Annotated in this window: 24 protein-coding genes and 1 pseudogene; 17 read left to right on the top strand and 8 right to left on the bottom strand. The window is 71.5% G+C overall.

Going from position 1 to position 22,869, the window contains the following annotated elements; translation table 11 throughout:
• The first annotated feature begins 25 nt into the window (after positions 1 to 25).
• The 4 genes from DI272_RS17815 (at position 26) to DI272_RS17830 (ending at position 3,947) form a co-directional block, all read left to right on the top strand.
• On the top strand, positions 26 to 445 hold the full coding sequence (locus DI272_RS17815; protein ID WP_109496317.1) for a hypothetical protein: 420 nt from the start codon (positions 26 to 28) through the stop codon (positions 443 to 445).
• A gap of 115 nt (positions 446 to 560) precedes the next feature.
• Positions 561 to 1,208, top strand: coding sequence for an HAD family hydrolase (locus tag DI272_RS17820; protein ID WP_109496318.1), 648 nt, complete (start codon positions 561 to 563; stop codon positions 1,206 to 1,208).
• A gap of 209 nt (positions 1,209 to 1,417) precedes the next feature.
• Positions 1,418 to 2,155: a response regulator transcription factor gene (locus DI272_RS17825; protein ID WP_109496319.1), complete on the top strand. Its 738-nt coding sequence runs from the start codon at positions 1,418 to 1,420 to the stop codon at positions 2,153 to 2,155.
• Positions 2,145 to 3,947 carry a cell wall metabolism sensor histidine kinase WalK gene (locus DI272_RS17830; protein ID WP_109496320.1) on the top strand — a complete coding sequence of 601 codons (1,803 nt, stop codon included), beginning with the start codon at positions 2,145 to 2,147 and terminating at the stop codon, positions 3,945 to 3,947. The genes DI272_RS17825 and DI272_RS17830 overlap by 11 nt, the downstream gene beginning before the upstream one ends.
• Before the next feature lie 3 nt (positions 3,948 to 3,950).
• On the opposite strand, the gene DI272_RS17835 is transcribed toward DI272_RS17830, so the two are convergent.
• A complete protein-coding gene (locus DI272_RS17835) occupies positions 3,951 to 5,018 on the bottom strand; it encodes a serine protease (protein WP_219933850.1) in 1,068 nt (355 codons plus the stop codon).
• A 160-nt stretch (positions 5,019 to 5,178) separates the two neighbouring features.
• Between DI272_RS17835 and DI272_RS17840 the strand changes: the two genes are divergently transcribed.
• The 7 genes from DI272_RS17840 (at position 5,179) to DI272_RS17870 (ending at position 11,555) form a co-directional block, all read left to right on the top strand.
• On the top strand, positions 5,179 to 5,781 hold the full coding sequence (locus DI272_RS17840) for a hypothetical protein (RefSeq protein ID WP_109496321.1): 603 nt from the start codon (positions 5,179 to 5,181) through the stop codon (positions 5,779 to 5,781).
• Entirely contained in the window at positions 5,765 to 6,850 is a 1,086-nt protein-coding gene (locus tag DI272_RS17845; RefSeq protein ID WP_109496322.1) for a hypothetical protein, read from the top strand. The genes DI272_RS17840 and DI272_RS17845 overlap by 17 nt, the downstream gene beginning before the upstream one ends.
• A complete protein-coding gene (locus DI272_RS17850) occupies positions 6,847 to 7,563 on the top strand; it encodes an ABC transporter ATP-binding protein (RefSeq protein ID WP_109496323.1) in 717 nt (238 codons plus the stop codon). Before DI272_RS17845 ends, DI272_RS17850 begins: the two co-directional genes overlap by 4 nt.
• 8 nt (positions 7,564 to 7,571) lie before the next feature.
• A complete protein-coding gene (locus DI272_RS17855; protein WP_258314598.1) occupies positions 7,572 to 8,780 on the top strand; it encodes an ABC transporter permease in 1,209 nt (402 codons plus the stop codon).
• A 132-nt stretch (positions 8,781 to 8,912) separates the two neighbouring features.
• Complete coding sequence (locus DI272_RS17860) at positions 8,913 to 10,385, top strand: catalase (protein WP_109496325.1); 1,473 nt, start codon at positions 8,913 to 8,915, stop codon at positions 10,383 to 10,385.
• Positions 10,386 to 10,403: 18 nt separating this feature from the next.
• Positions 10,404 to 10,793, top strand: coding sequence for an ankyrin repeat domain-containing protein (locus DI272_RS17865; protein ID WP_109496326.1), 390 nt, complete (start codon positions 10,404 to 10,406; stop codon positions 10,791 to 10,793).
• A gap of 90 nt (positions 10,794 to 10,883) precedes the next feature.
• Complete coding sequence (locus DI272_RS17870) at positions 10,884 to 11,555, top strand: TVP38/TMEM64 family protein (protein ID WP_181387229.1); 672 nt, start codon at positions 10,884 to 10,886, stop codon at positions 11,553 to 11,555.
• A gap of 7 nt (positions 11,556 to 11,562) precedes the next feature.
• Here DI272_RS17870 and DI272_RS17875 read toward each other — a convergent pair whose 3' ends face one another.
• The 4 genes from DI272_RS17875 to DI272_RS17890 form a co-directional block, all read right to left on the bottom strand.
• Positions 11,563 to 12,141, bottom strand: coding sequence for a TetR/AcrR family transcriptional regulator (locus tag DI272_RS17875; RefSeq protein ID WP_109496328.1), 579 nt, complete (start codon positions 12,139 to 12,141; stop codon positions 11,563 to 11,565).
• A gap of 17 nt (positions 12,142 to 12,158) precedes the next feature.
• On the bottom strand, positions 12,159 to 12,536 hold the full coding sequence (locus tag DI272_RS17880) for a fic family toxin-antitoxin system, toxin component (RefSeq protein WP_109496329.1): 378 nt from the start codon (positions 12,534 to 12,536) through the stop codon (positions 12,159 to 12,161).
• Positions 12,536 to 12,775 carry a hypothetical protein gene (locus tag DI272_RS17885; RefSeq protein WP_109496330.1) on the bottom strand — a complete coding sequence of 80 codons (240 nt, stop codon included), beginning with the start codon at positions 12,773 to 12,775 and terminating at the stop codon, positions 12,536 to 12,538. The genes DI272_RS17880 and DI272_RS17885 overlap by 1 nt, the downstream gene beginning before the upstream one ends.
• A 68-nt stretch (positions 12,776 to 12,843) precedes the next feature.
• Positions 12,844 to 14,520: a thiamine pyrophosphate-binding protein gene (locus DI272_RS17890; RefSeq protein WP_109496331.1), complete on the bottom strand. Its 1,677-nt coding sequence runs from the start codon at positions 14,518 to 14,520 to the stop codon at positions 12,844 to 12,846.
• 217 nt (positions 14,521 to 14,737) lie between these two features.
• On the opposite strand from DI272_RS17890, the gene DI272_RS17895 reads away from it, so the two are divergent.
• Positions 14,738 to 15,868, top strand: a complete 1,131-nt coding sequence (locus DI272_RS17895; protein ID WP_109496332.1) for a glycosyltransferase — start codon at positions 14,738 to 14,740, stop codon at positions 15,866 to 15,868.
• A gap of 13 nt (positions 15,869 to 15,881) precedes the next feature.
• Here the strand turns inward: DI272_RS17895 and DI272_RS17900 are convergent, their stop codons facing one another.
• Positions 15,882 to 16,529: a TetR/AcrR family transcriptional regulator gene (locus DI272_RS17900; RefSeq protein ID WP_109496333.1), complete on the bottom strand. Its 648-nt coding sequence runs from the start codon at positions 16,527 to 16,529 to the stop codon at positions 15,882 to 15,884.
• A 270-nt stretch (positions 16,530 to 16,799) separates the two neighbouring features.
• Between DI272_RS17900 and DI272_RS17905 the strand changes: the two genes are divergently transcribed.
• Positions 16,800 to 17,639 (top strand): sulfurtransferase, encoded by an 840-nt coding sequence (locus DI272_RS17905; RefSeq protein WP_109496334.1) that lies wholly within the window; start codon positions 16,800 to 16,802, stop codon positions 17,637 to 17,639.
• A 144-nt stretch (positions 17,640 to 17,783) separates the two neighbouring features.
• A complete protein-coding gene (locus tag DI272_RS17910) occupies positions 17,784 to 18,143 on the top strand; it encodes a hypothetical protein (protein ID WP_109496335.1) in 360 nt (119 codons plus the stop codon).
• A gap of 70 nt (positions 18,144 to 18,213) precedes the next feature.
• Here DI272_RS17910 and DI272_RS17915 read toward each other — a convergent pair whose 3' ends face one another.
• Entirely contained in the window at positions 18,214 to 18,750 is a 537-nt protein-coding gene (locus tag DI272_RS17915) for a DUF4232 domain-containing protein (RefSeq protein WP_109496336.1), read from the bottom strand.
• Positions 18,751 to 18,956: 206 nt separating this feature from the next.
• Here DI272_RS17915 and DI272_RS17920 point away from each other — a divergent pair, with 206 nt between their 5' ends.
• From DI272_RS17920 to DI272_RS17930, 3 genes and pseudogenes are all read left to right on the top strand, one after another.
• Entirely contained in the window at positions 18,957 to 19,742 is a 786-nt protein-coding gene (locus DI272_RS17920) for a hypothetical protein (RefSeq protein WP_109496337.1), read from the top strand.
• Between the two features lie 91 nt (positions 19,743 to 19,833).
• Positions 19,834 to 20,957: pseudogene (locus tag DI272_RS17925) on the top strand (IS630 family transposase).
• Between the two features lie 43 nt (positions 20,958 to 21,000).
• A complete protein-coding gene (locus tag DI272_RS17930) occupies positions 21,001 to 21,309 on the top strand; it encodes an immunity 53 family protein (RefSeq protein WP_109496338.1) in 309 nt (102 codons plus the stop codon).
• Between the two features lie 88 nt (positions 21,310 to 21,397).
• On the opposite strand, the gene secY is transcribed toward DI272_RS17930, so the two are convergent.
• The gene (secY, locus tag DI272_RS17935; RefSeq protein ID WP_109496339.1) at positions 21,398 to 22,711 is read right to left on the bottom strand and encodes a preprotein translocase subunit SecY; all 1,314 of its coding nucleotides are present in this window, start codon (positions 22,709 to 22,711) and stop codon (positions 21,398 to 21,400) included.
• Positions 22,712 to 22,869: the final 158 nt, after the last annotated feature.

The following is a 22,869-nucleotide window of genomic DNA, read 5'->3' on the forward strand; positions in this document are numbered from 1 at the left end:
GCGGGGACAGGAAGGACGGTTGGGCATGGGGAACCTCAAGACACGACTCGCCACCCTGGCGGTGGCGGGAGCGTCCGCCGCGGCCATCACGCTCGGCACCGCCGGTTCGGCGTCGGCGGACGCCTGGATCGGCTCCGGGGCCGACAAGTGCGGCAGCCAGTACGCCCTGTGCATCTGGGACCAGGGCAACTACCAGGGCAGCGGGATCGGCGTTCCCTGGAACGAGCTCTGGAAGCTGGGCAGCATCAGCGAGCACTACGGGTTCCTGGGCTACAACGTCTCGTCCATCATCAACAGGACCGGCGCGACGTTCTGCGGCTCCGAGTACGACTGGGGGGTGGGCAGCGCCTTCAAGATCCAGGCCTGGGGCTGGTACAGCGGCCTCGGCTCGTGGGACAACCGCATCCGGTCCATCCAGCAGTGGCCCTGTGACCCCGGGGCCTGACACGCACGTGCTGACGATGTGCTGACGTCATTCTGACCTCGTGCTGACGGGCCCGGCCGGGCGGTCGTCCGACGGCCGGGTCCCGTGAAGATCCGCCCGGGTTAGGGTCGGCGGCATGCGCCTTGCTCTGTTCGACCTGGACGGCACCCTGGTCGACCGCCGTGCCGCGTTCGCGGACGCCATAGCCGAGTTGGTCCACGACCATGCCTACGGGCCGGACATCGAGGGCTGGCTGCGTACCGAACTGGCCGACACCGCGGACCGCGCCGACTTCGAGCGGCTGCGTGCCACGTTCCGCGTCGAGGAGTCGGCCGAGCACCTGTGGCGGGTGTACGTCGACCGCATGGCGTCCGCCGTGCACTGCCGGCCCGTCGTGCTCGACAGTCTGGCGCGGCTGAAGGACGCCGGCTGGAGCATCGGGGTCGCGACCAACGGGGCCAGTGACATCCAGCGCGCCAAGGTCCGGGCGACCGGTCTCGCCGAGCTGATCGACGGGATCGCCGCGTCCGGCGACATCGACGTGCGCAAGCCCGACGCGCGGCTCTTCGAGCTCGCCGCCGCCCGGTGCGGCACACAGTTGACGCCCGGTGACTGGATGACCGGCGACAATCCCGAGTCCGACATCGCCGGCGGTGCGGCGGCGGGACTGCGCACGATCTGGGTGCGCGGGCGGGTGTGGCCCGAGGGGCTCACGGTTCCGCACCACACGGCTGACGACGTCGTCGACGCCGTCGACCACCTCTTGGCACACTCCACGCCGTAGCGCCCGTTCGTCACGGAATGCACCACTTCGCCTCCGGCCGGATCTTCAGCGGCAAACACCCCGTTTTGCCGCACTGAAACATGTGACCGAGGGCTTCTCGTCGGCCGAATGTCAGGAACGTGTTGGGTTCCTGTCGCCGTCCGGTGCCCTCCGGCCGGTTTCCACGGCAACGACCAGGTGGGGGCCGCCGCGGTTCCTACGATGACCGCATGTGTGCGTACGTGGTGCTCGCCGACGACGATCCCAAGCAGGCCGATCTCATCCGGCGCTATCTGGAACGGGAGGGCCATGCGGTCGGGGTCGTCCACGACGGGCGGGCGGCCCTGGACGAGATCCGGCAGCGGATGCCCGATCTCGTGGTGCTGGACTGGATGATGCCCCGCGTGGACGGACTCGACGTGTGCCGGGTGCTGCGCAGGGAGTCCGACGTGCCGGTGCTGATGCTCACCGCGCGCGCAGAGGAGGACGACCTGCTGCTGGCGCTCGACCTCGGCGCCGACGACTACATGACCAAGCCCTTCAGCCCACGGGAGCTGGTCGCCCGCGTCCGCACCCTGCTCAGGAGGACCGGCCGCGGGGGCGCCCCCGGCGGCGGGCAGCAGGACGAGCCGGTGTTCGTCGTGGGACCGCTCGTGGTCGATCCTGGCCGCTTCGAGGTACGCGTCGACGGACGGACGGCCGAGTGCACTCCCGGCGAGTTCCGGGTGCTGGAGGTGCTGGCGTCGGCGCCCGGGCGGGTGTTCACGAGGAAGCAGATCCTGGAGCGTCTGCACGGCATCGACCGGTATGTGACGACACGTACGGTCGACGGGCACGTCATGAACCTGCGCCGCAAGATCGAGGGGGATCCCGCGCGGCCCACGTTGCTGCTCACGGTCTACGGGGTCGGCTACAAGATCGCCGAGGTGCGCCCCCCTGCGGACGCGGACGGTCCTCATGCCCCGTGACCTCCCGCTGCGCAGAAGCCTGCGCTCGCGGCTGCTGTGGGTGTCCGCGCTGGTCTCGCTGTGCTCGATCGTCGCGACGGCCTGGCTGGTCGTCAGCCTCACCGCCGTGGCCATCGGACGGGAACGGGGGCAGGTCCTCGCCGACGACGCGCGGATCTACGACACGCTCGTCGGGTACGCGGCCACGCATCCGGACTGGACCGGCGCCGGGCCGACGGTGCACACCCTGTCCCGGCAGACGGGCAGGCGGATCACGCTGACCGACGAAAGCCGCCGTCCGCTGGCGGACTCCGACAGCGAAGGGGCGGCAGGCCCACTCCCGTCGAGGGCGTCGGCGACGGTCGACGCGCTGGCCGTGGACACCGCGCTCGCCCGCCGCACGGACGGCACCTCGGCCGACCGTATCGACCCGCGCGCGGTAGGCCCTTTCCGGTTGGACGGGCGGGAGAGGAAAGACCTGGAAGCGCGGGCGTCCCGGATCGCGGAGTGCCTGCGCGGTGCCGGTCCCCCGCAGGACATCGAGGTGACGCGGGCGGCCAACGGACGGGCCCAGGTCGAGGTCGACGGCCATGTCGTCGACACCGGGGACCGGTGCGGGGCCGACGGCCTCCAGCGGCGTACCCGTACGGAGAGCCGTGCCCTCACCCAGCTGGGCGGACTCGTCAACGACTGCCTCGCCGACCGCCATGCCGCGCCGGTCCGGCTGGCCGCCGACCTGACCTGGCTCCCCGCCGACGTGCGCGGGGCCCCCGACACCCGGGCGGTGACGGCCTGTCTCGCCACCGCCCGGCGCGAGCAGCTCGACCCGTACGTGGCCCCTCCCGCGCTGCTCTTCGCCACCGCGCCCGACCGCAAGATCGCCACGTTCTTCGACCTGTCCGGCGCCAACCGCACGCGGATCGCCGCAGTGACCGTCGCGGTGCTGCTGACCACCGTGACGGTCACGTTCGTCGCGGGCACCCGGATGGTCCGTCCCCTGCGGGCGCTGACCGGCGCGGCGCAGCGGATGGCGGACGGCGACCAGGACGCGCGGGTCGAGGTGGCCGGGGACGACGAGTTCGGCAGGCTCGGCGCGGCGTTCAACCTGATGGCGAGCAGACGGCAGGAACTGGAGCAGTTGCGGCGGGCGTTGGTGAGCGACGTCGCGCACGAGCTGCGGGCGCCGGTCAGCAATGTGAGGGGCTGGCTGGAGGCCGTCGAGGACGGTGTCGTACCCGCCGACGAGAGCCTCGTCTCCTCGCTGCTGGAGGAGGCGATGCTGCTCCAGCACATCATCGACGACCTGCGCGACCTCTCGGCGGCCGACGCCGGCGCGCTGCGCCTGCATCCGGAGGACGTCGACGCGGCCGCCGTGCTCGGCCAGGTCGCCCGTGCCCATCAGGGCGGCGCCGGGTCGGCGGGGGTGGAGCTGCGGGTGGCGGCCGAGGAGGGGCTGATGCTGTCCGCCGATCCGATGCGGCTGCGGCAGGCGGTCGGGAACCTCGTCTCCAACGCCGTACGGCACACACCGGCCGGCGGCACGGTCACCTTGTCCGCGGACCGGGAGGGCGACGACGTCGTGTTCCGTGTCGAGGACACCGGGTCCGGCATCGGCGCCGAGGACCTGCCGAAGGTCTTCGACCGCTTCTGGCGGGCGGAGAAGTCCCGGAGCCGGCAGAGCGGGGGCAGCGGGCTGGGGCTGTCCATCGTCCGCAAGCTGGCCGAGGCGCACGGCGGCAGCGCGCAGGTGTCGAGCGTGGTCGGGAAGGGATCGGTGTTCTCGGTGCGGCTGCCTGGACGAGGGCTCCGGTGACGGTCAGTTGGCGCGCTGGGCGGCCTCGTACAGGGGTCGGGTGATCGCGGAGGTGAACTGCGGGCCGACGAGGTGGCGCTCGCAGTCCGGAGTGCCGGAGTCGGCGCACACCTCACCGGCGGGGGTCAGGTAGGCGCTGTAGGTGTTGACCCCGACGACCGTGCCGAGGCCCCTCTCCGGGTCGAAGCCGGCGATGCGGGGTCCGCCGCTGGCGCCGCCGCCCATCACACACGCGGTGCCCCATTGGCCCGCGGGTTCCGGGAAGTCGGGGGTGCCGGGGTCCTCGCGGGTCGGGCCCGCGCAGTAGGCGAGGCGGGCGCCGGTGTACTCGGGCAGGCCCTGCCGCGCCGGGTCGGACGCGGAGCGCGGATAGCCGAACTCGTACGCCGTCCGGTCGCCGGGCCGGTCGAAGGCGATGCGCTGGGCGACGCCGACGGCGTCCTGCACGGTACGGCCCCGGCTGTCGGGGTTGAGGACCACGAACGCCTGGTCGTGGCCGTCGTACCGCGCCGAGTCGAGCGCGTCGTAGCGCAGCCAGGTGGTGTCGGCCACGCCCAGTCTGCCGACGAACTTCCCGTACGGGGCGCGGCCGTCGTGGTAGCCGGGGGCGAACATCACGTTCGTCGCCCACTGGTTGTCCTCGCCGAGCAGGTCCGGGCTGTTCACGCAGTGCCCGCCCGTCACGACGGTGCTGTGGTTGGCGCTGGTGACGACGGTGGCGGTGCAGCTGGCGTCCTCGCCGTGGTCGGTGAAGAAGAGCCTGCCCACGGTCCGGGCGAGGGTGTCGGAGCCGGTCCAGGGCGCCCCGTCAGGACCGCTCTTCGGCGGCTGGTCGGCGGCGGCCGGCTCGGTGAGGGCGGCGATGCGGTCCGGGGTCCAGTAGTCGAGTACGGCCCGCTGCTGGGCGGTGGTGACCGCCTGCGCGTGGACGGCGACGCCGTCGCCGTCCGGCGTGGTCGCGGAGGCGGGTGCGGACACGGCGATGCCCGCGGCGAGGGCCGCCGCGACGAGGACGGGCCCCCGACGCGGGGGGCGGAACATCCGGTTCTGGCGGCTGGAAGTCTTCGGCATGGGCGGGAGCGTAGGAGGCCGGGGTCGGGATCCTGTCGGCGAACGGTTCCGTTCGTGTGGGGGCCTGCCGGTGCCGCCGCGACGGGCGGGCCGCGCAGGGGCACCGGACCGGCAAGGGTTCCTGACGGCTTCCCGACACATCGCACGGACGATGACGGCCATGACCCATCCCACCAGTACCCGCCGCGGTCGTGTGCTCGGCGCGACCGCCCTGCTGTCCGGCGTCGCCGTCCTCCTGCTCACCGGCTGCGGCGGAACGGACGACGACGGCTCCGAGCGGCAGGACGTGGCCTCCCTGCGCAGTGAGGCCCCGGCCGCCGGCGGGGCGACGAGCGCGAGCGCCGCGCCGGCCGCCGACTCCGGCCGCCCCCAGCTGCGTCTGGACAGTTCGGATGCGGAGCGGGACCGCTACTGGCACGTCTACGCCACCTGCCTGAAGGACCACGGGCACAAGATGCTTCCGCAGCGCGGCCCGGACTCCGTCGACGACACCGACCAGAGCCCCACGGCCAAGGCCGCCACCAAAGCTTGCGCCGGCAAACTGCCGCTCCAGCCGCCCGAGTTGGACCGGTCGACGAATCCGCACTACGACGACGACTACCGCGCCTATGTGAAGTGCCTGAACCGCGAGGGGCTCAAGGTCCACGCGCTGCCCGACAACTCGGGCTGGACGTACGACGGCCAGACCACGATGGGCAACGCCCGGCAGATCGAGGTCGACAAGAGCTGCACCCTGGAGGCCTTCGGTGGCAAGACGCGGTAGGGCCGCCGTCGCGCTGAGCGCGGTGCTGGTCGTGGGCGTCGCGGGGGCCGGGGCGGTGGTGTGGAGCGGCGCGCACTCGGGTGAGGGCACGCGGGCCACGGCTCCGGTGCGGGTGCGGACCGCGACGGTGACCAGGACGGATCTCTCCGACAGCCGCACGCTGCCGGGCACCCTAGGTTTCGGCAGGCCGCACGTGCTCAAGGGCGCCGGGCAGGGTGTGGTCACCGCGCTGCCGAAGCCGGGCGCCCGTGCGGTGCGCGGGCAGGCCCTGTACCGGGTCGACGACCGGCCGGTGCCGGTCTTCTTCGGCGACACCCCGTTCTTCCGCCCGCTGACCAAGCCGGGGGTGCGGGGCCGGGACGTGAGCGTGCTCGGGGACAACCTGCGGGCGCTGGGGTACGACACCGGCCCCGCCGGGACGTCCCGGACGGGCATCGAGGGCGAGGAGTTCACCCCGGCGCTGGCCGCCGCGCTCAAGCGGTGGCAGCACGACAGCGGCCAGGACGCCACGGGCACCCTGGTGCCGGGCCGTGCGGTGGTGCTGCCCGGCGCGGTGCGGGTCGACACCGTGCAGGCGCAGCCGGGCGATCCGGCCGACGCCCCGCTGCTGACCTACACCGCGGCCGCCAAGTCCGTCACCGTGCCGGTGGAGGCCACCGACGTGGGGACCGTCAAGGCCGGTGACAAGGCGGAGATCACGCTGCCCGACGGCAGGTCGGTCCGCGGCACGGTCACGGCGCTCGGCCGTACCGTGCAGGGCAGCGGTGCCCAGGACTCCGCGACGCAGGCCGGTCCGGCCACCGTCGACGTGAGCGTCGCCCCGGACCGGGCGAAGGACGTGGGCGGTCTGGACGCGGCGGCGGTGCAGGTGAGGTTCGACACGACGACCCGCAGGGGGGTGCTCGCCGTCCCGGTGAGCGCGCTGCTCGCGCTGCGTGAGGGCGGGTACGCCCTGCAACGCCCGGACGGCACGCTGATCGCGGTGCGCACCGGCATGTTCGCGGGCGGTCTGGTCGAGGTCAGCGGCAAGGGATTGACCGCGGGCAGCAAGGTGGTGACGGCCTCGTGAGCGCCCCCACGCCAACTGACCTTGTCCCGCCGCCGGTTCTCGTCCTCGACGACGTCACCAAACGCCACCCCGGTGGTGTCACCGCGCTGGACCGGGTCTCGCTGCGGGTCGACCAGGGTGAACTCCTCGCCGTCGTGGGCCCGTCCGGGTCCGGCAAGTCGACGCTGCTGCACATCATGGGCACCCTGGACCGTCCGACGACCGGCACCGTCCGCGTCGACGGTCACGACGTCCGCACGCTGCGCGACCGTCAGCTCTCCGCGCTGCGGGCCCGGTCGCTGGGGTTCGTCTTCCAGCACTTCCACCTCACCGACGGCCTGGACGCCACGGAGAACGTCGCCACCGGCCTGCTGTACGCCGGTGTCCCACGCCGCAGGCGTGCGCCGCTGGCCCGGGAGGCGCTGGCCCGGGTGGGCCTCGCGCACCGCCGCACACACCTCCCCCAGCAGCTGTCCGGGGGCGAACGCCAGCGGGTCGCCATCGCGCGGGCCCTGGTCAACCGTCCCTCGCTGGTGCTCGCGGACGAGCCGACGGGGGCGCTCGACGCGGCCAACGGGGAGGCCGTGCTGGAGCTGCTCGTCGAGCTGAACGCGCAGGGCACGACCATCGCCGTCATCACCCACGACCGTGACATCGCCGCCCGGCTCCCCCGCAGGGTGGAGCTGCGGGACGGCCGTGTCACCGCCGACGGGCGGGAGGTGAGTGCCGTATGACGCGCAGGATGACAGGGCACGGACCGCGCCCGGTCCGCCTGGCGTTCTCCGACATCCTGCGGCTCGGTCTGCTGGGCATCCGGACCCGGGGGCCGCGGGCCGCGCTGTCCGCGCTGGGCATCTCCCTCGGGATCGCGACGCTCGTCGTCGTGACGGCCGTGCCCGCCGCCGGCCAGCGTGCGCTGGTGAACCAGCTGTCGGCGCTCGGCACGAACATGCTGCGGGTGGCGCCGCAGGCGGACAGCGATCCGCCGGTGGTGCTGCCCGTCGACGCCGACGCGATGGCCGCCCGCATCGGGCCGGTGACGGGTGCGAGCGCGGTCGCCAACACCCACACGACGGTGCTGCGTTCGGACCGCGCCGACCCGGCGGACGCGTCCGGCATCAGTGTCCTGGCCGCCCGCACGAACCTGCTCGGGGCGGTGCACGGAAGGGTCCGGTCGGGGGCGTTCCTCACCGCGACGACGGCCCGTTTCCCGACCGTGGTGCTCGGCTTCCGGGCCGCTGCCCGGCTCGGCTTCGACCGGGTGCGGGCGGGCCAGGAACCCGGTCAGCTCTACATCGGCGGGCGCTGGTTCACCGTCATCGGCATCCTCGACCCGCTCCCGCTCGCCCCCGACCTCGACAGCGCGGTCCTGGTGGGCTGGAAGGCGGCGCGGGACCGGCTCGGCTTCGACGGGCATCCCACGGTCGTCTACGTCACCGCCCGCGAGGCGCGGATCGAGGAGGTACGGGCCGTGCTGCCGGCCACCGTGCACCCGCAACTGCCGGGCCTGGTCCAGGTCAGCCGCCCCTCGGACGCCCTGGCCGCCAAGCGCGCCACCGAACGGACGCTGTCGGTGCTGCTGCTGGGGCTGGCCGGGGTCGCCCTTCTGATCGGGGGTGTGGGTGTGGCCAACACCATGGTCGTGTCGGTGCTGGAGCGGCGGCGCGAGATCGGGCTGCGGCGGGCGCTGGGCGCGACCCGCGGGCAGATCAGGGGGCAGTTCCTGGCGGAGTCGGTGATGCTGTCCGCGCTCGGGGGCGGTGCCGGGACCGTGCTCGGGGCAGCGGGGGCGGCGGGGTACGCCGTCGCGCACTCCTGGCCGGTGGTGTTCCCGCCGTTCGTGCTGGCCGGGGGTGTGGCGGGGGCGGTCGTCGTGGGGATGGCGGCCGGGGTGTACCCGGCCGTGCGCGCCTCAAGGCTGCCGCCGACCGAGGCGCTGGCCGCGGTCTGAGCCCCCGGACGGGCAAACATGTCAGAGCCTCGGACGAGAGACACATGTGTCCCGGATTTCGGCTTGACGGAGATATGTTCCTCCATAGGATGTGAAGGCAGGAGCCGTGAACCACATATCGAGGAGCCAGCCTTGCCCGAGGACAACAAGAAGCCGTTGACGACGGTCGCCGGCGCGCCGGTTCCCGACAACCAGAACTCGCTGACGGCCGGAGCGCGCGGCCCGATGCTGCTCCAGGACGTGTGGTTCCTGGAGAAGCTCGCCCACTTCGACCGTGAGGTGATCCCGGAGCGCCGGATGCACGCCAAGGGCTCGGGCGCATTCGGGACCTTCACGGTCACCCATGACATCACCCGGTACACGAGCGCGAAGATCTTCTCCGAGGTCGGCAAGCGGACCGAGCTGTTCGCCCGGTTCTCCACCGTCGCCGGTGAGCGGGGCGCGGCCGACGCCGAGCGGGACATCCGCGGCTTCGCCCTGAAGTTCTACACGGACGAGGGCAACTGGGACCTGGTCGGCAACAACACCCCGGTGTTCTTCTTCCGCGACCCGCTGAAGTTCCCCGATCTCAACCACGCGGTGAAGCGCGACCCGCGCACCAACCTGCGCGACGCCGAGAACAACTGGGACTTCTGGACCCGGCTTCCCGAGGCCCTGCACCAGGTCACCATCGTGATGTCCGACCGCGGCATCCCCGCCTCCTACCGGCACATGCACGGCTTCGGCTCGCACACCTACAGCCTGGTCAACGCCGAGGGCGAGCGGTTCTGGGTCAAGTTCCACCACCGCACCCAGCAGGGCATCAAGAACCTCACCGACGCCGAGGCCGAGGCGCTCGTCGGCAAGGACCGGGAGTCCCACCAGCGCGACCTCTTCGACGCGATCGAGAACGGCGACTTCCCGAAGTGGAAGCTGTTCATCCAGGTCATGCCGGAGGCCGACGCGGAGACCTACCGCTTCCACCCCTTCGACCTCACCAAGGTCTGGTCGAAGAAGGACTATCCGCTGATCGAGGTCGGCGAGTGGGAGCTCAACCGCAACCCCGACAACTACTTCGCGGACGTCGAGCAGGCCGCCTTCAGCCCCGCGAACGTGGTGCCGGGCATCGGCTTCTCCCCCGACCGCATGCTCCAGGGCCGCCTGTTCTCCTACGGCGACGCCCAGCGCTACCGCCTCGGGGTGAACCACCACCAGATCCCCGTCAACGCGCCGCGGAACCCGGTGAACTCCTACCACCGCGACGGCGCCATGCGGGTCGACGGCAACCAGGGGGCCACCCCGGGCATCGAGCCCAACTCCTACGGCCGCTGGCAGGAGCAGCCCGCCTACCGTGAGCCGCGCCAGGCCGTGGGCGCCGTCGCCGACCGGTTCGACTTCCGTGCCGACGACGACAACTACTTCGAGCAGCCCGGCAACCTGTTCCGCCTGATGAGCCCGGAACAGCGGCAGGCCCTCTTCGAGAACACGGCGCGCGCGATCGACGGGGCGTCGCGGCAGACGGTCGAACGCCACATCGCCAACTGCACGCAGGCCGACCCGGCCTACGGCGAGGGTGTCCGCAAGGCGGTCGAGGCGCTGGCGGCCGCCACGCCGCACGGCGCCTGACCGGGAGCGGACACCTCCATGACCAGCGGCGCCGGTCTGACACCTGAGCAGACGGAACGTGTCGTGGCCATCGCCCTGGACCTGGCCCGGGAGGGCCGTACCGAGGCGCTGCGGGAGTTCGTGGCGCACGGTCTGCCGGTGGACGTGTGCGACGCGGCCGGCAACACCTTGCTGATGCTGGCCGCGTACCACGGCCACGCCGACACCGTACGAGCCCTGCTGGAGCTGGGCGCCGACCCGGACCTGCGCAACGCCCGGGACCAGTCGCCCGTCGCCGGCGCCCTGTTCAAGGGCGCGGACGACGTGGTGGCGGTCCTGCGGCGGGCCGGTGCGGACCTGGACTCCGGGACGCCCACGGGCCGGGCCGCCGCGGCCCTGTTCGGCCGCGCGCACCTGCTCCAGGAGTGAGCCCCCGGAACCGTTCGCAATCCGAAATCCCAGTCCCTTCAGTCCCTGCCGCCGCCCCACGCCCGCCCCATGATCGCTACCCTGCACGCCATGCGTTGGTTCTGGCTCGTGTCCGGGCTGCTCGCCGCGATCCTCGTCCCGTTCTTCCTCTTCGGGGACTACTTCGATGCCCTCGCCTCCCTGGCGGCGGAGCACCGGCTGTCCACCCCCGTGGCCGTGGCGGTGATCGCGGGCCTGCTCGCCCTGGACGTCTTCCTCCCCGTGCCCTCCAGCGTGGTCTCGGCCGCCGCGGGCGTACTCCTGGGGTTCGTGTGGGGTACGGCCGTCGTCTGGGCCGGCATGACCGTCTCGTGCGTGCTGGGTTACCTGGTCGGGGCCCGCTCGGTGTCCCTGACGCGGCGGCTGGTGGGCGAGGCGGGACTGGCCCGCGCCGCCGACGCCGCCCGGCGCCACGGCCTGGTCGCCCTCGCCCTGTGCCGTCCTGTGCCCGTGCTGGCGGAGGCGAGCGTGGTACTGGCGGGCACCACGCGGGTACGGCCCGGCCGGTTCCTCCTGGTGTGCACATGGTCCAACCTCGGTGTGGCCGTCGTCTACGCGGGGGCCGGCGCGTGGTCGGTGTCCGTGAACTCCTTCGCCCTGGCGTTCCTCGCCGCGATGGCCTTCCCGGGGCTCGCCCTGCTGATCACCCGACGGTGGGCCGGCCGGTCGGGGACGGGAGAGGAGACCGCGGAACGGGACGGGGCTCCGACGCAGGCGTCATGACGGCAGGTCAGGCAGCGGGCGCGGCCGGCCAGTTGCGCAGCAGGGCGTCCAGGGCATCGAGGACGCGGGTCCAGGTCTCCTGGGTGTCGGGGGCGCTGTGGCTGAAGCCGCCGCCCATCTCCAGGCTGATGTAGCCGTGGAAGGTGCTGCCCAACAGGCGGACCGCGTGGGTCTGGTCGGGCTCCGCCAGGTCGTAGCCGCGCAGGATCGCCCGGGTCATCTGGGCGTGTCTGGCACCCGCGCTGGCCGCTGCCGCCTCGGGGCTGAGTCTCATCTGGGCCGCGGCGTAGCGGCCGGGATGGGCGCGGGCGTAGTCGCGGTAGACGTCGGCCAGGGCGGTGAGGGCGTCCTTGCCCGCCCGGCCGGCGAGGGCGACGGCGCCCTTGTCAGCGAGTTCCTCCAGGGCCAGGAGGGCGATCCTGGTCTTGAGGTCGTGGGAGTTCTTCACGTGCGAGTACAGGCTCGCGACCTTGACGTCGAAGCGGCGGGCCAGCTCCGAGACGGTGACCTGGTCGAAGCCGATCTCGTCGGCCAGGTCAGCCCCGGCGTGGGTGAGGCGATCTGCGGTCAGTCCTGCGCGCGCCATGGTGGTGTCGTGCCCTCTCAGCCGGCCGTGGGCCAGGTGCGCAGCTGGGTGGCGATCCTCGCGGTGGTGCAGGCGGGGTCGCGGAGCAGGTCGCGCAGGGCGATGGCGTCGTCGCGGGTGGGTTTGAGGGGGATGCCGGAGGCCTCCAGGTACATGACTCCCGTGGCGGCGGCGACGGCCATGTTGGAGCGCTCCAGCCAGCGGCAGCGGCCGAGGATGTGGACGAGGGCGGCGGCGCGGGCGTAGGGGCCGTCGTAGACCGGCTGGTCGAGGAGTTCGGCGCGGTGGGCGGCGACGGCGGCGACCGGGATGCCGTAGTCGTCGGGGGCGGGGTCGCGGGCGCCGGCGAGCTCGGCGACCTGGAGGATCCAGGGGACGTCGATGTGCAGGTCCATCAGGCGGCGTGGGCTCCCGGGGCGGGGCGGTCGGCGTCCTCGGCCTCGTCGAAGAGGGCCTGGTGCTCGTCGAGGAAGCGGCGGGCGGCCTCCAGGCCGCGGGCGCGCAGGCCGTCGGTGTCCTCGCGCACGAGGGCGGCGATGTAGTCGCCGACGCTCAGACCGCGGTCCTTGGCACGGGCCTTGGCGAGCTCGGCGACCTCGTCGTCGACGCGGGCGCCCAGTTGTGTCTTTGCCATACAGGCATGGTAACAGCTGTTACCAGATCTTCAGGGGTGGTGTGCGGCGAGGTCGGTCGCTTCGGTCGCTACCGCTGGTCCTGATGGTCGGGCTGTCGGCCGGTGATGAGCGTGGCGAGTCCGGAGAAGCAGGCGGCCACGACACCCGGGGTGACCTTGCAGTCGAGGAGCAGCACCCCCTCGGCGCCCTGCGCCTGCCAGTCGCGGACCACCTCCAGGTCGGCCGCCGAGCGGACGGTGACGCCGCGGGCGCCGAGGGCGCGGGCCGTACCGGCGAAGTCGGTGTCACCGAAGAGCATGGAGGCGGGATCGGCGCCGCGGTTCCCGAACAGGACGACCTCCATGCCGTAGCCGCCGTCGTCGTAGATCACCACGAGCGCCGAGCGTCCGGTGCGGATCAGGGTCTCCAGTTCGGGCAGGCCCATGAGCGCACCGCCGTCGCCGAGGGCGACCACGGTCGTCCGGTCGGGCCGTCCGACGGCCGCGCCGACCGCGCCCGCGAGACCGAGGCCGATGCTCTGGAAGGCGGCTCCGGTGAAGACGTAGGCGGCCGGGTCGGGGACCGCCCAGTACATGGCGGGCCAGCCCACGAAGTGGCCGCCGTCGGTGACGAGGGTGCGTTCCTCGGGGAGCAGGCCGGCCAGGTGCAGGGTCAGAGTGCGCGGGTCGATCCGGTCGGCGGCCAGCGCCTCCTCGAAGGGCTCGTAGGCCCAACCGAGGTCGGTGATCCGGTCCTTGGCCTGGTCGCGCCAGGGGGACCGGGGCAGGGAGCGGGACCGGACACCGTCGAGGAGGGCGGTGGCCGCGTCGGTGGCGTCGCCGGTGAGGTGGAGGTCGACGCGGTCGGTGGTGGGGGCGGGCCGGGTGTCCACCTGGACGAGCACCGCGTCGGGGGCGAGGAGCCGGCCGTCGGCGAGGGTCCACTGGTCGAGGCTCGCTCCGAAGGCGAGCACGACGTCCGCTTCGCCGATCAGCTCGGCGGCGCGGGGCGCGGCGAAGCCGCCGCACACGCCCAGCGACCAGGGGTTGCCGGCGAAGAGACCGGCGGCCATGACGCTGGTCGTGTGGAGCGCGCCGAGCCGGTCGCCGAGTTCGGTGAGGGACTTGGCGGCCCCGGAGCGCCAGGCGCCCAGGCCGCCGAGGATCAGGGGGCGCCGGGCGGTGGCCAGTGCCTCCAGGGCCGTGGCCGTCCCGGCGGGGTCCGCTGCCTGGCGGGGCGGTCGCTGCGGAAAGCGGTCGGTCGGCGTCCGCTCGGTGACCTGGGCCGTGATCAGGTCCTGCGGCAGGCACAGGGCCACCGGGCGCTGCTCGGTGCGGGCCAGGCGCAGGGCCCGCAGGGTGTCGGTGCGGGCCGTGGCAAGGTCGGCCAGCCGGACCACGGGGACGCCGAGGGAGTCGAGGAACGTGTCCTGGTCGATGTCGATGCGGCGCGGACCGGTCGTGGGCACGTCGCCGCAGAGCAGCAGGATGCCGCTTTGGTGCTTGACCGCGTCGGCCAGGCCGGTGGCGGTGTTCGTCAGTCCCGGTCCGGCGCCGGTGGTGCACACGGCGACGTCGCCGGTGGTCCGGTAGTAGGCGTCCGCCATGGTGACCGCACCGCCTTCGTGGCGTGCGGAGAGGTAGGAGACGCCGTGGCGGGTGAGGCCGGCGACGGCGAGGACGTTTCCGTTGGCGACGACGCCGAAGGCGTGCCGTACGCCGTCGTCGGCGAGTGTCTGTGCGATCGCGTCGGCGAGGGGTGTCATCGTTCGGCCTCCGTGCCGCGTGTGTACGCGGGACGCGTACGACCGGGGGGATGCGCGGCGGGGTGTTCATACAGAACACGTGTCTGTCAGGGGCGGAAGTTCACGGCTGCGGCCGGGGACCAAGGGTGCGGTGCGCGGGGAGCAGCATCAGGAGACATGTTGCCCACTCACCAAATTGGATAGAGGCACACTTCATCGAATGCCCTAGACTCCGCACATGCGTATCCTCTTCTCCAGCACTCCGCAGCATGGCCACCTCCTGCCGGCGCTGCCCCTGGCCCGCGCTTTCCGTGACCGCGGCGACGAGGTCTCCGTGATCACGGCCGCGTCCTTCGGGCCGCTGTTCGCCGCCGAGGGCATCACGCTGCTCCCCGTCGGGCCCGAGATCCCCGAACTCCTCGCGGAGGCGGCCCGGCTGGCCGGGGTCGACGACCCGACGGTGCCCGACCCCGCCGTCGCCGCGGAACTGTTCGCCGGCGCCCGGATCGACCTGACGGCGGACGCCGCGATCGCCGCGGCACGGGAGTTCGCGCCGGACCTGATCGTCGCCGAGGCCACGGACTACGTCGGCCCGCTGGTCGCCGCCGCGCTCGAAGTCCCCTACGCCAAGCTCGCGTTCGGCCCGCTGATACCCGCCCAGTTCACCGATGTCTTCGACGCGGTGGCCGAGCGCCGCTATCAGCAGCGGGGCCTGACCATGCCGCGGCCCACCTGGTACCTGGACCCGTGCCCCGAGACGCTCCAGGGCCCGGACTGGCAGCCGCCGCACGGCCGGCTGCCGCTGCGCCCGGAGCCGCACCGCGGGCCCGACAGCCCGCAGGCGCCCGCTGCGGTGTCCGCCGACGGCGGTACCCGGCCCAAGGTGCTGCTCTCCTTCGGCACGCACTTCGCCGAGCCCGGGGTGCTGCGGCCGGTGATCGACGCCCTCACCACGAAGGCCGACCTGGTGGTGACCCTGGGGCTGACCGCGACGGCGGCCGACTACGGCGACGGCCTCGACCACGTCGAGTTCGTCGGGTTCACCCCGCTGGCCGAACTCCTCAACGGCATCGACCTGGTCGTCACCCACGGGGGTGCGGGTACGACGCTGGCCACGCTCTCGCGCGGGCTGCCGATGGTGGTCGTACCGCAGGGTGCCGACCAGTTCCTCCAGGCAGGCGCGGTCGCCGCCGCACGGGTCGGCGTCGCCGTCATGCCTCCCGCCGGGGCGGAGGCTGTCGCGGAGGCGACGGCAGCGGTCCTCGACAGCGAGGAACACCGCGCCAACGCGCAGCGGATCGCCAAGGAGATCGCGGCGATGCCCTCGCCCGGCGAGGTCGCCGACACGCTGGCCGGTCTCCTCGGCTGACGCGGCGCGGGCGTCAGTCGCCGTTCGGCTCCGCGACGAGCGCGGCGACCGCCTGTTCGGTCAGCCAGCGCTCGGTCTCGTCCCAGGACCAGCCGTGTTCCGCGACGAACAGACGCCAGGACGGCAGCCCGAACAGGAACCACAGCATGTCGGTGGCGCGCTCCATGCTCAGGCCGGGGCGCAGCGCGCCCAGTTCCGCGAGGCGTTCCGCGAGGACTCCCAGCGCCTGGCGGTAGGCGGCGGAGACGCGGCGGAGTTCCTCCTCGACATGCTGCTCCACGGCGGCGGCCGTGATCATCACCTGGACGACGTCCAGATGACGTTCGTTGTCCAGACGCACTCCGTGGGCCAGGGCCGCGACCGCCGCCTCGGCGTCGGTCGCGGTACGGACGGCGTCCAGCGTCCGTTCGACGACCGGATCGTCCACACCCCGGTTGATCAGGACGGTGAGAATGGCGGACTTGCCACCGGTGCTCGCGTAGACGGTGGGCACCGCGATGCCGGCTTCCCGGGCGATGTCGCCGATCGTGACCTTCGCATACCCGTGCGCCACGAAGAGCCGCAGAGCGGCGTCGAGAATCGCGGTCCGGGTCCCCGCGGCGGCTTCGGCCCGCCGGTCATTTCGGTACGGCCGCCGCCGGTCACCGGTCTGCGCACTCATGCTTTCCTCTCCGGGCGCCGGCGGGCGCGTCCTGTGCTGTCGTCGGCCACCCACCCATGATGCCCTGCCCTGCCGGGGCCCGGAGCGGCAGCCGGGACCGCCTTCGGCCCGCCTGAGCAGGTCCGCGTCGGCGCCGGCGTGGAAGGGGCGTCGCGTACCGGCTGAACCCCGCGGGTGTGCCGGTGCGTCCACGATGTGAACGTACTGGCGGGATGGTCGTGCGTGAATCAAGCCACTACGCCCCCGCAACTGCCCCGGAGGAGAAAGAGCATGAGCCGCAGCGACGTCCTGGTCGACGCCGACTGGGTCGAGGCCAACCTCGACAACCCGAACATCGCGATCGTGGAGGTGGACGAGGACACGTCCGCCTACGAGAAGAACCACATCCGCAACGCGATCCGCATCGACTGGACCCAGGACCTCCAGGACCCGGTCCGCCGTGACTTCGTCGACCAGGCCGGCTTCGAGAAGCTGCTGTCCGCCAAGGGCATCGCCAACGACACCCTGGTCATCCTCTACGGCGGCAACAACAACTGGTTCGCCTCCTACGCCTACTGGTACTTCAAGCTCTACGGCCACGGACCCGTCAAGCTCCTCGACGGCGGCCGCAAGAAGTGGGAGCTGGACGCCCGCGAGCTGGTCGAGGAGGTGCCCCAGCGCCCCACGACCGAGTACAAGGCCAAGGCCCAGGACACCTCCATCCGCGCCTTCCGTGACGACGTCGTCGCCGCGATCGGCTCGCAGAACCTGGTCGACGTGCGCTCGCCCGACGAGTTCTCCGGCAAGCTGCTGGCCCCCGCCCACCTGCCCCAGGAGCAGTCCCAGCGCCCCGGCCACGTGCCGTCCGCCCGCAACATCCCGTGGTCGAAGAACGCCAACGACGACGGCACCTTCAAGTCGGACGAGGAGCTCAAGGCCCTCTACGCCGACGAGCAGGTCGACCTCGCCAAGGACACCATCGCCTACTGCCGCATCGGTGAGCGCTCCGCGCTGACCTGGTTCGTGCTGCACGAGCTGCTCGGCGTGCAGAACGTCAAGAACTACGACGGCTCCTGGACCGAGTACGGCAGCCTCGTCGGCGTCCCGATCGAACTCGGCGCCAACAAGTAGCGTCGCCGACGACTGACGTCGTCCGCGGGCGGGCTCTCAGCCGGTCGACTCACACGTGTGGAGGTGGCCGGTCTTGCTCTCTCCCCCTCATCGTTGAACGTGCAAAAGTTTGCCGCCGGACACGCTCAGGAGAGGGTGAATCACATGTTTGCCTCCAGGACGAGACTTCGCGCTGCGGCCACCGCGGCGGCCCTTGCCACCGTGGGGATCGGCCTCGGCGCCCAGACGGCGCTCGCCGCCGACTGGTCCGTGCTGCGGGAAGGCGCGTATCTCTATTCGGGCACCAGCGGGACGGGCACGGAGACCGAGGCCGACCTCGGTGACCTGGGAACCTGCCACACACTGCCGACGTCGGCCCTGTCGGTTCAGGTCGCCTCCGGCTCCGCGGCCCTGGAGCTGTACCCCGGTGCCGGCTGCACCGGCGCCGCCGCGTGGCGCAGCGGCTCGCTCGCCCAGACCAACCTTCCGTGGGCGGCGTGGAGCTACCGGGTGGTCAGGGCCTGACCAGGATCTGGCCGGGCACGGACATGCCTGGGGGCCCTGCCGCCGCAGGGCCCCCAGGCAATACGGACCGTCAGAACTTCGGGCCGGTGCCCTTCGCCAGCGGGGAGATGTCGATGCGGCCCTTCTGGAGGACCTCACCCAGCTTCCAGGCCGTGTTGAGGTGGTGGCGGGAGTCGGGCGGCGTGACCTCCAGGCGGGCGGGGTTCTTCTCCGCCTTGGTCGGTTCGCCCGCGGCCGGTACGTCCCCCCAGTGCAGCCGGGTGTAAGCGCTCTGCCCCGGCTTGAGAGTGATCAGCACGACCCGCCCGCGGTCGCGGACCACGTGCGTGGGCACGTCCTTGCCACGGGAGTTGAGGAGCTGAAGCCCCACATATCCCTCGGTCCGGACCGTCTTGTGGGTCTTGTTGGTGAGGATCACCGTCGCGTAGCGCTGCCCCGCGCCCGAGTCCAGCGCGTGCACGCGTACGGACAGCGAGGAGGTGTCGGCCCAGACAGGTCGGGTCGCGGCCTGTGACGGACCCGCGGTGATGCCGATCAGCGCCGCTGCGGCGACTGCCGAGAGGGCGGCGGGTGTGACGATGCGGTGGGTGCGCCCGCTGAAGAACATGGTGTGTCCCCTTCCGAATGACCATTTTGAGGCCTTCGGTATGTATGAGGCTTTCCCGGCGGAAGCGGTTCGTCGCATTCCGTTTCTTTGCATCAATGTGTGCGCTGTTGAATCACCCTTGGCTGTCCCATGACTGGCCAACATGCCGCCCACGCTGTGCGACCATCGCCTCTCACACGTGTGCATCGACGTCGAGGAGGCGCTGAGTGATTTCCGAGCCGGAGATGGCGGAGGGATTCGGTCCGCAGGAAGTCCCCGAGGTGGTGAGCGACCTCGCGCAGCACTCCGCCGGCAGTCCGCTGCGCCGGAGGCCGTGGCTGTGGGCTCTGGGCGGCGCAGCGGCGGCGTCCGCGCTCTGGGCCGCGACGCTCCTGCTGCTCCCCTCGGACAACCACAGCCCTGATCTGCGCGGGTACCGGCTGGACCGGGAATCGTGCAAGTCGGCACGCCTGGCGTCCCTTCAGGAGGCGCTCGCGCTGGAGAGCGTGCCGGACACCATCAGCGACGAGCTGCTGCACCACCCTGCTCTCGACCAGGTGCACTGCTCCCTGGCCTTCCGGAAGAGGGCCGCGGACAAGGCGACCGGACAGGGCGGGCAGGGCGGGCACTGGTCGGTGGCCACGACCGTCGACATCGCTGTGGCACTGCACAAGAGGACCGATCCACGCGACGAGTTCGACGCCGACCGGCGGGTGACGGATTCGGGTGTCGTCGCGGCGGATCAGGTCAGGCCGGTGCCCGACCTCGGCGACGAGGCGTTCCTGATCGCCGAGGACATGGGGCACACCGAACTCAGGGTGCTGGACGGGGCGGCGGTCGTGACGCTGGGCCTGTCCACCACCAGCTACTACGAGACCGATGCCGGTGCCGACGCCGCCGGTGCCGCCGACACCGCCGGGGACGGTCCTGACCTCCCCGATGTCTCCACCTATTGGCCCGCGATGATCAGCGACATGCGCGCGCTGATGACCGACCTCACCAGGCGTCCCTAGTGCTTTGACCGCATAGGTTCGCCGGGTCGGTGGTCGGTGGTCGTGGCGGTTGGATGGGCAGTGACTTCCGATCCGACTGCTGGGGGCGTGAGTGGCCGAGCCTGTCCGTGTGCGCAGACTGACTGACCAGGAGGGGCAGAGGCTGCAGCAGATCGTGCGTCGGGGCAGCGCACCAACTCGGTGCGTTACCGGCGCGCGATGATGCTGCTGGCCTCGGCCGGCGGGAACCGCATGCCGGTGATCGCCCAGCTGGTGCGGGCCGACGAGGACACCGTCCGCGACGTGATCCACAAGTTCAACGAGATCGGCCTGGCCTGCCTGGACCCTCAGTGGGCGGGAGGCCGTCCCCGCCTGCTCCAGCCTGACGACGAGGAATTCGTCATCCAGACGGCCACCACCCGCCCCACCAAGCTCGGCCAGCCCTTCACCCGCTGGTCACTGCGCAAACTCGTGGCCTACCTGCGCAAAGTCCACGGCCGGATCATCCGCATCGGCCGCGAGGCGTTACGCGGCCTGCTCGCCCGCCGCGGGATCACCTTCCAGCGCACCAAGACGTGGAAGGAGTCCCCCGATCCGGACCGCGAGGCGAAACTGGACCGGATCGAGGAGGTCCTTCACCGCTTCCCGGACCGGGTGTTCGCCTTCGACGAGTTCGGGCCGCTCGGAATCCGGCCCACCGCAGGCTCGGGCTGGGCCGCACGCAAACGTCCCGACCGGGTGCCGGCCACCTATCACCGCACGCACGGGGTGCGCTACTTCCACGGCTGCTACTCGGTCGGCGACGACCGCCTGTGGGGCGTCAATCACCACAGAAAAGGTGCCACAAACGCGCTGGCCGCGCTGAAGTCGATCCGCGCCGCACGGCCCGACGGCGCACCGATCTACGTGATCCTGGACAACCTGTCCGCCCACAAAGGCGCCGACATCCGCCGCTGGGCGAGCAAGAACAAGGTCGAGCTGTGCTTCACCCCGACCTACGCTTCCTGGGCGAACCCGATCGAGGCTCACTTCGGACCGCTGCGGCAGTTCACCATCGCCAACTCGAACTATCCCAACCACACCGTGCAGACCCGGGCCCTGCACGCCTACCTGCGCTGGCGCAACGCCAACGCCCGCCACCGCGATGTCCTGGCCGCCGAGCGCAAGGAACGCGCCCGCATCCGCAGCGAGAAAGGCATCCGCTGGGGCGGACGCCCCCTCGCCAATGCGGCCTGAGCGACCCGGCGAACCTATGGTCAGAGCACTAGCATCCCCTGTCGTGAGCAATTCGGAGAACGTTCTTGACTGGCTGCAGAACTGGTACGCCGCGCAGTGCAACGAGGACTGGGAGCACGAGTGGGGCGTGAAGATCGCCACGCTCGATAACCCCGGCTGGACCGTCACCATCGACCTGGAGGAGACGGACCTGGAGCACCATGAGTACCCCCGCCAGGACGTCAACCGCAGCCCTCACGACTGGGTCTGGGCTTGGACTTCCGAGAAGACCTTTCACGCCAGATGCGGCCCCGGCAACCTCACCGAAGCCCTCACCTTGTTCCGCTCCTGGGCGACCGCGAACACTCCCTGAACAATCACACAGCGGCGGGCCACAGAACCCGGTGAACCTATGCGGTCAGAGCACTAGACGCGGCGCGGGCCTTCCGCAGCCGGCGAACTCAGCGCAGGAAGCCCTCGTAATGCCGCTGCTGGAGCTGGCTCTCGATCTGGCGGACAGTCTCCAGGCCGACGCCGACGATGATCAGGATGCTGGTGCCGCCGAAGGGGAAGTTGTTCGTCGCGCCGAACCCGATCAGGGCGATGGTGGGCACGAGGGCGATCAGTCCGAGGTACAGGGCGCCCGGCCAGGTGATCCGGGTGAGGACGTACGACAGGTACTGCGCGGTCGGCCGGCCCGCCCGGATGCCGGGGACGAAGCCGCCGTACTGCTTCATGTTGTCCGCGACCTCTTCCGGGTTGAAGGAGATCGAGACGTAGAAGAACGCGAAGAACACGATCAGCAGGAAGTACGCCGTGATGTAGATCGGGTGGTCGCCCTTGGTCAGGTTCTGCTCGATCCAGGTCTTCCAGCCGGCGTTGCCGCCGGCGAACTGCGCGACGAGGGCCGGGATGTAGAGCAGCGACGACGCGAAGATGACCGGGATCACGCCCGCCTGGTTCACCTTCAGCGGGATGTACGTGGAGCTGCCGCCGTAGGCGCGGCGGCCGATCATGCGCTTGGCGTACTGCACGGGGATGCGGCGCTGGGCCTGCTCGACGAAGACCACCAGGCCGACCATGACCAGGCCGACGAGGATGACGGTGCCGAACTCGATCCAGCCGTCGGCCAGGGTGCCGGACTTCTTGATGGCCCACAGCGCGGACGGGAAGGTCGCGGCGATCGAGATGAACATCAGGATCGACATGCCGTTGCCGATGCCGCGGTCGGTGATCAGCTCACCCAGCCACATCACGAGGGCGGTGCCCGCGGCCATCGTCACCACCATGACGACCGTGGTGAAGATCGAGCGGTCCGGGACGATGGACGACGCGACCGTGCAGCCGGAGAACAGCGCGCCGCTGCGGGCGGTGGCGACGAGGCCGGTGCCCTGGAGGATGGCGAGCGCGACGGTCAGGTAGCGGGTGTACTGCGTGATCTTCGCCGTGCCCGCCTGGCCCTCCTTCTTCAGGGCCTCCAGGCGCGGGATCACGACGGTCAGCAGCTGCAGGATGATGCTCGCCGTGATGTACGGCAGGATGCCCAGCGCGAAGATCGTGATCTGGAGCAGCGCGCCGCCGCTGAAGAGGTTGACCAGGCCGAACGGTCCCTGGTTGCCGTCCGCCTGGGAGACGCATTCCTGGACGGCCTTGTAGTCCACGCCCGGGATCGGCACATGCGTACCGATCCGGTACAGCACGATGATGCCCAGCGTGAACAGCAGCTTCTTGCGCAGGTCAGGCGTCCGGAACGCCTGGGTGAACGCGGTGAGCACGGAACCTCCTGCAATGAAGCGGCACGACAGCAGTGCGCTACCGCTCTTCCGATCCGGTGACAGGCACACCCACAGGTCTCCATGAGATCACACGTGTCTGCGGAGCGCTCTTTCAGTAGAAACTACCTCAAACGGATGCGGATGCCTGTGTGTGCCAG

It is taken from the genome of Streptomyces sp. Act143 (assembly GCF_003143935.1).
Lineage (GTDB): Bacteria > Actinomycetota > Actinomycetes > Streptomycetales > Streptomycetaceae > Streptomyces.

Excerpts from the sequence above, each read along its gene's own strand:
- DI272_RS17905 (WP_109496334.1), top strand. The coding sequence starts at position 16,800 with ATGAGCCGCAGCGACGTCCTGGTCGACGCCGACTGGGTCGAGGCCAAC.
- DI272_RS17815 (WP_109496317.1), top strand. The coding sequence starts at position 26 with ATGGGGAACCTCAAGACACGACTCGCCACCCTGGCGGTGGCGGGAGCG.
- DI272_RS17825 (WP_109496319.1), top strand. The coding sequence starts at position 1,418 with ATGTGTGCGTACGTGGTGCTCGCCGACGACGATCCCAAGCAGGCCGAT.
- DI272_RS17915 (WP_109496336.1), bottom strand. The coding sequence starts at position 18,750 with ATGTTCTTCAGCGGGCGCACCCACCGCATCGTCACACCCGCCGCCCTC.
- DI272_RS17855 (WP_258314598.1), top strand. The coding sequence starts at position 7,572 with ATGACAGGGCACGGACCGCGCCCGGTCCGCCTGGCGTTCTCCGACATC.
- DI272_RS17830 (WP_109496320.1), top strand. The coding sequence starts at position 2,145 with ATGCCCCGTGACCTCCCGCTGCGCAGAAGCCTGCGCTCGCGGCTGCTG.
- DI272_RS17910 (WP_109496335.1), top strand. The coding sequence starts at position 17,784 with ATGTTTGCCTCCAGGACGAGACTTCGCGCTGCGGCCACCGCGGCGGCC.
- DI272_RS17885 (WP_109496330.1), bottom strand. The coding sequence starts at position 12,775 with ATGGCAAAGACACAACTGGGCGCCCGCGTCGACGACGAGGTCGCCGAG.
- DI272_RS17890 (WP_109496331.1), bottom strand. The coding sequence starts at position 14,520 with ATGACACCCCTCGCCGACGCGATCGCACAGACACTCGCCGACGACGGC.
- DI272_RS17900 (WP_109496333.1), bottom strand. The coding sequence starts at position 16,529 with ATGAGTGCGCAGACCGGTGACCGGCGGCGGCCGTACCGAAATGACCGG.
- DI272_RS17870 (WP_181387229.1), top strand. The coding sequence starts at position 10,884 with ATGCGTTGGTTCTGGCTCGTGTCCGGGCTGCTCGCCGCGATCCTCGTC.
- DI272_RS17875 (WP_109496328.1), bottom strand. The coding sequence starts at position 12,141 with ATGGCGCGCGCAGGACTGACCGCAGATCGCCTCACCCACGCCGGGGCT.
- DI272_RS17880 (WP_109496329.1), bottom strand. The coding sequence starts at position 12,536 with ATGGACCTGCACATCGACGTCCCCTGGATCCTCCAGGTCGCCGAGCTC.
- DI272_RS17840 (WP_109496321.1), top strand. The coding sequence starts at position 5,179 with ATGACCCATCCCACCAGTACCCGCCGCGGTCGTGTGCTCGGCGCGACC.
- DI272_RS17820 (WP_109496318.1), top strand. The coding sequence starts at position 561 with ATGCGCCTTGCTCTGTTCGACCTGGACGGCACCCTGGTCGACCGCCGT.
- DI272_RS17865 (WP_109496326.1), top strand. The coding sequence starts at position 10,404 with ATGACCAGCGGCGCCGGTCTGACACCTGAGCAGACGGAACGTGTCGTG.
- DI272_RS17835 (WP_219933850.1), bottom strand. The coding sequence starts at position 5,018 with ATGCCGAAGACTTCCAGCCGCCAGAACCGGATGTTCCGCCCCCCGCGT.
- DI272_RS17895 (WP_109496332.1), top strand. The coding sequence starts at position 14,738 with ATGCGTATCCTCTTCTCCAGCACTCCGCAGCATGGCCACCTCCTGCCG.